Genomic DNA, 6,866 nt, shown 5'->3' with positions numbered 1-6,866 from the left:
GAAAATCTGAAATTACATGACTACGATGATCGCCCGGTTCTCAAATTGGGGAAACCTAGAGCTTGTGGGAACTCGATCTCCACGGAACTACCGCGCAGGGGGTAAGTTCCGATTAAGCATTTATTTCAGGGAGTAAATCTCAATGAAAAAAATTCAGCAATTACAACAATTTTTACGGTGGTTTTGGGAAGTAGCTAAACCCTACTGGGTATCTCAGGAGCGGTTTCGAGCATGGGGATTATTAGCAACAGCCGTTATTTTTACCATCCTAATTAACAACGTTAGTGCCTTAAATAATCGCTATCAGGGAGAGTTGACCACTGCTCTAACCAATAAGCAATTATCAAATTTCCACCATTCTCTGCTCCTGGTTGGGGCAATGTGGATGGCGTCAATGATTTTGTGGGTTTTTAAGAGTTTTATTGAAAGCAAACAGGAACTCTACTGGCGAGAGTGGTTGACGAAAGATTTCCTCGATCGCTATTTTGCCGATCGCGCTTTTTATCAAATTAATGCCAATCAGGCGCTCGACAACCCCGATGAGCGTATTTCTGAGGACATCGAGTCTTTTATCAGCAGTTCTATCGAGTATTCTCTTTCCTTCGGTAGTAATATCCTGAGGGGTTTTCTCTTTATCAATATTCTCTGGAGTATCAACCAAAACCTGGTTTTTATAGCTATTCTCACGGGACTGGTTCAAACGCTAGTTAATTTTTTTATCGGTCGTAGGCTTACGCCGCTCAACTTCAAAGAACTGCAATATAACGCTGATTTTCGCTACAACTTAGTCCATGTGAGAAATAATAGTGAGTCAATCGCTTTTTACAAAGGAGAGGAACAGGAACAAGGAATACTGCAATCGAAATTCTCCCGATTACTTGCCGTTCTCCACGCCAAAATCCTTCCCAGTAGTGTCTTAGGTGCGATGGATAGTAGTTTAGATTTCATCGTTCACATTCTTGCCTATCTCATTCTTGCCACACAATATTTCGCAGGACAGATTACCATTGGCGATGTTACTCGTTCTATTCCCGCTTTTTTCACAGTCGTGTATGTTTTTAGTTGGTTCGCCAACTCTTTTGAAGGATTAACGCATTTTGCTACCGTCATCAAACGACTAGGAACTCTTTCCGATAATTTACACCAAAATCAACAACCTGATTCTTTAGAATTGGCGATCAACACCTTAATAAAACCTCGTTTTGCCCTCAGTCACGTCACGGTGAAAACCCCCGATCAAAAACGGGTGTTAGTGGAAGATTTATCAGTAGAAGTTCCTCAAAGTGAGGGGATTTTAGTGATGGGGGCTTCTGGTTCCGGGAAAAGCTCGATTTTGCGTGCAGTTGCGGGTTTATGGAACACTGGAAAAGGCTATATTTACCGTCCCAACACCGCCGAGATTTTATTTATTCCCCAACGTCCTTACATGATCTTAGATTCACTGAGAAATCAAATTCTCTATCCCCATAGCGAGAGAGAAATTAGCGATACAAAGCTACAGGAGGTTCTAGAAAAAGTTAATTTGAGCGATTTAGTTACCCGTGTGGGCGGGCTGGACGTGGAACTCAATTGGGCGGATGTTTTATCCTTGGGGGAACAGCAACGATTAGGGTTTGCTCGACTTTTCTTACATAATCCTCACTATGCAGTGTTAGATGAATCTACCAGTGCTTTAGATGTAGCTAATGAAAAACATCTTTATCATCAATTACGAGAGGCGAATATTACCTATATTAGTGTTGGTCATCGTCCTACTTTAATTCCCTATCATCAATTAGTTGTAGAGATTTTAGGACAAGGAAAATGGCGATTTTTATCTCCCGATGAGTCCCAGTAATCGGAAGCATTTTGATAGCACAACAAAGCAGCCAAATGGCATTCACTCAGACTTGCAAAATGATACGGTCGCGAATCATTCACAGACATCGAACAAACAATATCTGAGGAGGACATCGTGACTCGAAAAATAACAAATGGGGTACAGCTTACCAGCCCTGTATGGCGTGAATGCCGAGCCTGCTCTAAAACTCTTGCTGTAGAAAGATGACGATGACGAAAGTCTACAAGCCAAGGTGGTTTTTTCTGATTGGGAGAGCATGGCTGCTTGAGGAAAGATTTCAAATTCACTCTAGAGAGTCGAGTTGTTATATTACTTAAGGACACGATCGCGCTAGAGTTATCTCTTACAATCCTCTCGATGAATACAAGGTTTACCGCCTCGCTTACCCGGTTCTATGGTTATGATATTAGCGATTTCTTGGTCTGACATGGCACTTTACCTTTAGTTTTTGTTCTGTAAGGTATGGGATATATCGCAATACGGTTCAGTTAAGCCCGATCCCCCCGGCGCCCCCCTTAAAAAGCAGGGGAACAAGAAGCTCATCAAAGTCCCCCTTTTTAAGGGAGATTTAGGGGGATCTCCAGTGATGCAAACCGTTAACTGAACCGTATTGGGATAAGCTGTTCTACATTTAAACTGTGTGTCAAAAATCAATAAAACTCTTGTGGGACGGGCTTCTAGCCTGTCCCGAATTTCCAATTTAAATGCGTAACAGGTTATATCGCTGTTTTTTCCTCTAATTAATTTATTATATTTTCCTAAAATAAACCTATGATTGCTCTCGCTGCTAAAAATTTAACTCTCAATGAAGTTATCCGCCTTCTAAAACTTCAGAAATTGCCCAACGGCTCATTCACTCCGTTATTATCCCTAGAACCTTTAACCGAATTTGAACAACAGGAACTGAGACAAACCTGTGAAGACTTTGATAACTACCTGACAGATGGCAAGGTTTCTGAAGGGCAAGTCAAGTTAGTGTCCGTTGGCCCGTTACTGCGATTAGCTGGTTTCTATCGAGCTCCAATTAAGATGTTGTTGGAAGAAGGTATAGCCGATATTACGATCGCAGATGAAGACACAACTATTACGGGGCGTTTCGATCTTTTAGGGATCGACAAAAATACAATAACAACGACAGGTATACCTTTCTGGATTTTAGTAATCGAAACTAAAAATAGTTTAATTGATGTCTTGGCCGGCTTGCCTCAGTTACTCGCGTATGCTTATAAAAGCCTAGATCGTCAAACATCCGTCTGGGGGTTAGTGACAAACGGAGCCCGCTATCAGTTCGCCTACATCCAGTCGGGAGATTCACCTACTTTTCAGTTGATGCCCTTACTAAATTTAATGGATTGTGAACCTTCAATCCTGATTCTACAAGTCCTTAAAGCTCTGTGCAAGTTGCAGAATACTCCGCTGGGTAACTGAAATGAGGATCGGACATAAAAAATGGCGATCGCTCCTACTATAATTTTTTGTTGATAATCAAGCCGTAGCAAATTCTGTGAAACCTCGCTTGCTGGGATGATGAAACCCTAAAACAATATCGCTCTTAGGAATTTCTGCTGCGAGTAAATCATCAACTATACATAGATCTGTCCAATCTTCTTCAACCCAAATTTTACCATTTTTAATGCGAAGATACATGGTAATATAGCGTGTCCGTTGTTTGCCATCCCAGCCAGAGCGAAACCACAGATATTGATCTCGTTCTTCGTCAAAGGCAAGGCGATGTTCTGTCTCTGCGTCATCTCGATCTTTCTCTCCTTTGACCGTCATTTCATAATATTCAGTCAATAGTGTTTCGATCGTCCTGCGATAGTATTCTAGTTTATCCATTGCAGAATTTCCTCCCTGTCCATTTCAACTACCATCAAAAGAAGTTGATTCTCATTAGTAATGACTTGTACAGACTTGCGTTGAAAAAACTCTTTGTATACGATATCATCAATTGCCAAATAGATCGTGTATTCTGGAGCCGTAAGTTGAATGAGCTTTCGGTAGACCATGTATTGACCGAGTGCTAGGTGAAAGTCATACATTTGCGATCGCCCAACAAAGCTCTTAATTTCAACAACAATCTTTTGTCCTTGTTTTTCTGCGGCGATCGGCTTTTCGGCCGCTAGATCGGCATATAACTCCGCATCCTCATATTTAATCGAGTAGGGGTCAGCAGTAATTGTCCAACCGTCTTTGACTAAAGCATTTTTAACTGCATTGTGGTAGATATCTTTGGCAGGCCTAACTAAACTTTAGTTTCTAGCTCATTATAGCATACTGTAAGATGACAACAGGTCTTATACCAGCTTGCTCTGTAGCAACTAGCGGATTCAAATCGCATAACACGACATCCGCATCCTTGGTAACGATAATATAGTCATGCTGACGAGCATAATCCCAAACTTCGCGATCGGGTGTAGTAGCTAATCCAATCCCATCGAGATGAACGGAACCCGGATAAATGTCTGCTAGGCAAGAAACAAGACGAGGAGAGAGATTTTGGTCAAACAAAAGTAGTTTCATTGCCCAACAACTAACATCAACCGTTCCCGTTTAGCCGCGAAACTCAAACAAGCTAAAATATCCTGTTGGGTGAGATAAGGAAAATCATCTAGGATTTCTTGATAAGTCATCCCAGACGCGAGATATTCCAGCACGTCATAGACTGTAATTCTCATGCCTCGAATACAAGGTTTACCACCTCGTTTACCCGGTTCTATGGTTATGATATTAGTGATTTCTTGGTCTGACATGGCACTTTCCATTGTACAATAACAATCCATAACTCAAACACATTCATTAAGCTGTTTTTGTTCTCCTTCCGGCTGCACTTGCTTGTGCAAACTAATTTTGTCGCCCACTTCATAGCCAGAATTAAATCCGGCCTCGCTGCTGACTTGAGAATCTGTTCTCGTTTTGACTTTAACCCCTCGGCCCTCTAAATAATCTGCGATCGCCAGTTGATTCTTCTCAAACATCGATCGCACTACAATAGCAGGAGTAGCCGCTGTATCAGCCGAGCCCGGAATCCCCGACTCCTCCATCTCCCGCTTTTGTTCCAACAACCTTTGCCGCAACCTTGTCGCGCATCCAACCCGAAAAGCATTCAGATACGCCAGTCCCCGGCCGCTTCCTTTGCGATATTTCGCCCGTTTCTCGATCGCAGAACTCAAATACTCATACAGGTGCGTACAAACAATCAGATTTGTAGAACTTCCCACCAAAAACATACTACCAGTATAAGTGTTGCGCATACCAGTACAACCGTTAGCTTCAGCAATTCCCGAAAGCAGCATCATTTTCCAAGTGACAAACTTCGACGTTGTTTCAACTGAGCTTTCCTCAATCTCTTCTTCGTGATTCGGGCCTAAATCGGCGAGGCCCAGATTGTACTGCGCGAGTAAAACGGAAGCTTTTTGGGCCGCCGCAGTCGATTCGTTTTCATTGGATGAGGTGGCGAGGGCTAACAGCTTTTTGATTTTTTCTACAATACTTGTGTCTGCCATTTTTTGATGGGTTTTGGGGTGAGAGTACGCGGTGGCAAGGTTTTTGGGGATGTTTCTATTTTACTATAGTGTTGGAATGTGCGATCGTTCTTTTAAGATTTTTTTGAACCGCAGAGGGCGCAGAGGGCGCAGAGGAAGAGAGAATAGAAAGAAGTTTGTAACTTATGGGTGGATTGGCTTACTATTCGAGGACTTCTAGGACTGATATCGTTCTTTTAAGATTTTTTTGAACCGCAGAGGGCGCAGAGGGCGCAGAGGAAGAGAGAATAGAAAGAAGTTTGTAACTTATGGGTGGATTTGTCTACTATTCTAGGACTTCCAGGACTGATTTGGGCTGCAATTTATCTTTAAACCAAACAACTTTTGCAGGAACATCTTTGACATTCACTCCGGCTTTTTCCAAATTCAGCCGTTCGGAAATAGCTAAAATCAAATTGTCGCATTCAGACTTCTGTACTTGTGCAAATTTCTTTTGCAAATACTCGGGCCGCCAATAGCCGACTATTTCTAATATAAACACTCGCCCGTCGGGATGCACTAACCGAAAATCGGGAATCATGACGCTTCCGGGAATGGGAATTAAGTCTACTTCTCGTTCGAGTTTCCACTCGGTTTTTAAGCCGTCCCAGCGATCGGCAAATGCTGCTTCTAACATACTATCATAGGGCTTGCCGGGGGGATAGTGGCTCACTAAACCGCAGTCGGAATTTAGGGTGAATTTACCTGTTTTCACAACGCCGCTAAAAGCATCTTTGGTTTGCAGTGTCGAGTGCATACTCCATTTGGTGACGTGCAGGAGTGCGGGCAGCATTTTGGCGAGGGCTAAGCCGTAGCGGGTGCTGGGTTTGAATAAGCTTGTCGGGCCGTCGATTGTGAGGGTAAATCCGTGGTCTGCATCGCCTTCGATGTAGGTCATTAATTGAAATAGTTTCAGATACCGAAATAGGAGTTTGTATTCTCCGGGATCGTTGCGGTGGGCGGTTAATTGGACTTGACTCGCTCGGTAAAATATGCCTTGCACTTGGGAAAGGTTGTATCTGTGAAGTAAGTTTTCGGGGGTTGGTGCGTCAAATTGGGTGAGGATTTTGTTTTCGTTTAAATCGGCGTATAAACCTGTTTTGATTTCGTGGGTAAAAACTTCTCTGTTTAAGTCTTGGCTGAGCTCTGTTGCTACTGTTTCGAGGGTTATTTGGGTGGATTGTGCGCTGGGAGTCGATCGCGCGGACAACGCAAATACCCGCTGTCGCAAGTCCGATGGTTCTAGGGGACTGATGACTTCCAAGGTGCAGAAACCGCCTTTTAGCAGGTGTGCTAATCCCCGTTTGAGGCGGTAGTCGGGGCTGTCGCCTTCTAGTTCTAGCAAGCGTCCGTCGAGTTCGCCTTGGGTTTTGCCGATCGACTCTTGGAAGCAGTTTATCATTTCGGTGGCTGCTTCTAAGTTTTTAGCATCTATCTTAAGGCGTAATGGGATAATTGATTCGCCATTTTGGCGGTGGCTTAATAAATCGGTGGGTAGCATT

8 protein-coding genes are annotated in these 6,866 nt (G+C 43.2%); 2 read left to right on the top strand and 6 right to left on the bottom strand.

Features of this window, described 5'->3' with window-relative positions; translation table 11 throughout:
• Positions 1-142 precede the first annotated feature (142 nt).
• Together QUB63_RS24435 and QUB63_RS24430 are read left to right on the top strand one after the other, a co-directional pair.
• Entirely contained in the window at positions 143-1,837 is a 1,695-nt protein-coding gene (locus QUB63_RS24435) for an ABC transporter ATP-binding protein/permease (protein WP_332947915.1), read from the top strand.
• A gap of 774 nt (positions 1,838-2,611) precedes the next feature.
• Positions 2,612-3,268 carry a restriction endonuclease subunit R gene (locus tag QUB63_RS24430; protein WP_332947914.1) on the top strand — a complete coding sequence of 219 codons (657 nt, stop codon included), beginning with the start codon at positions 2,612-2,614 and terminating at the stop codon, positions 3,266-3,268.
• A 57-nt stretch (positions 3,269-3,325) separates the two neighbouring features.
• Here the strand turns inward: QUB63_RS24430 and QUB63_RS24425 are convergent, their stop codons facing one another.
• From QUB63_RS24425 to QUB63_RS24400, 6 genes are all read right to left on the bottom strand, one after another.
• Entirely contained in the window at positions 3,326-3,679 is a 354-nt protein-coding gene (locus QUB63_RS24425) for a XisI protein (protein ID WP_332947913.1), read from the bottom strand.
• Positions 3,667-4,068, bottom strand: coding sequence for a XisH family protein (locus QUB63_RS24420; RefSeq protein WP_332947946.1), 402 nt, complete (start codon positions 4,066-4,068; stop codon positions 3,667-3,669). The genes QUB63_RS24425 and QUB63_RS24420 overlap by 13 nt, the downstream gene beginning before the upstream one ends.
• Before the next feature lie 31 nt (positions 4,069-4,099).
• Complete coding sequence (locus tag QUB63_RS24415) at positions 4,100-4,363, bottom strand: DUF5615 family PIN-like protein (protein WP_332947912.1); 264 nt, start codon at positions 4,361-4,363, stop codon at positions 4,100-4,102.
• On the bottom strand, positions 4,360-4,593 hold the full coding sequence (locus tag QUB63_RS24410) for a DUF433 domain-containing protein (RefSeq protein ID WP_332947911.1): 234 nt from the start codon (positions 4,591-4,593) through the stop codon (positions 4,360-4,362). Before QUB63_RS24410 ends, QUB63_RS24415 begins: the two co-directional genes overlap by 4 nt.
• A gap of 33 nt (positions 4,594-4,626) precedes the next feature.
• Positions 4,627-5,346: a DUF2786 domain-containing protein gene (locus QUB63_RS24405; RefSeq protein ID WP_332947910.1), complete on the bottom strand. Its 720-nt coding sequence runs from the start codon at positions 5,344-5,346 to the stop codon at positions 4,627-4,629.
• 304 nt (positions 5,347-5,650) lie between these two features.
• Positions 5,651-6,865 carry a DUF790 family protein gene (locus tag QUB63_RS24400; RefSeq protein ID WP_332947909.1) on the bottom strand — a complete coding sequence of 405 codons (1,215 nt, stop codon included), beginning with the start codon at positions 6,863-6,865 and terminating at the stop codon, positions 5,651-5,653.
• Position 6,866: the final 1 nt, after the last annotated feature.

The sequence above is a fragment of the Microcoleus sp. ARI1-B5 genome (genome assembly GCF_036705795.1).
Classification (GTDB): Bacteria; Cyanobacteriota; Cyanobacteriia; order Cyanobacteriales; family Microcoleaceae; genus Microcoleus.
Note: the sequence above shows the minus strand (reverse complement) of the source record. Positions and strands in the feature narration are given on the sequence as shown.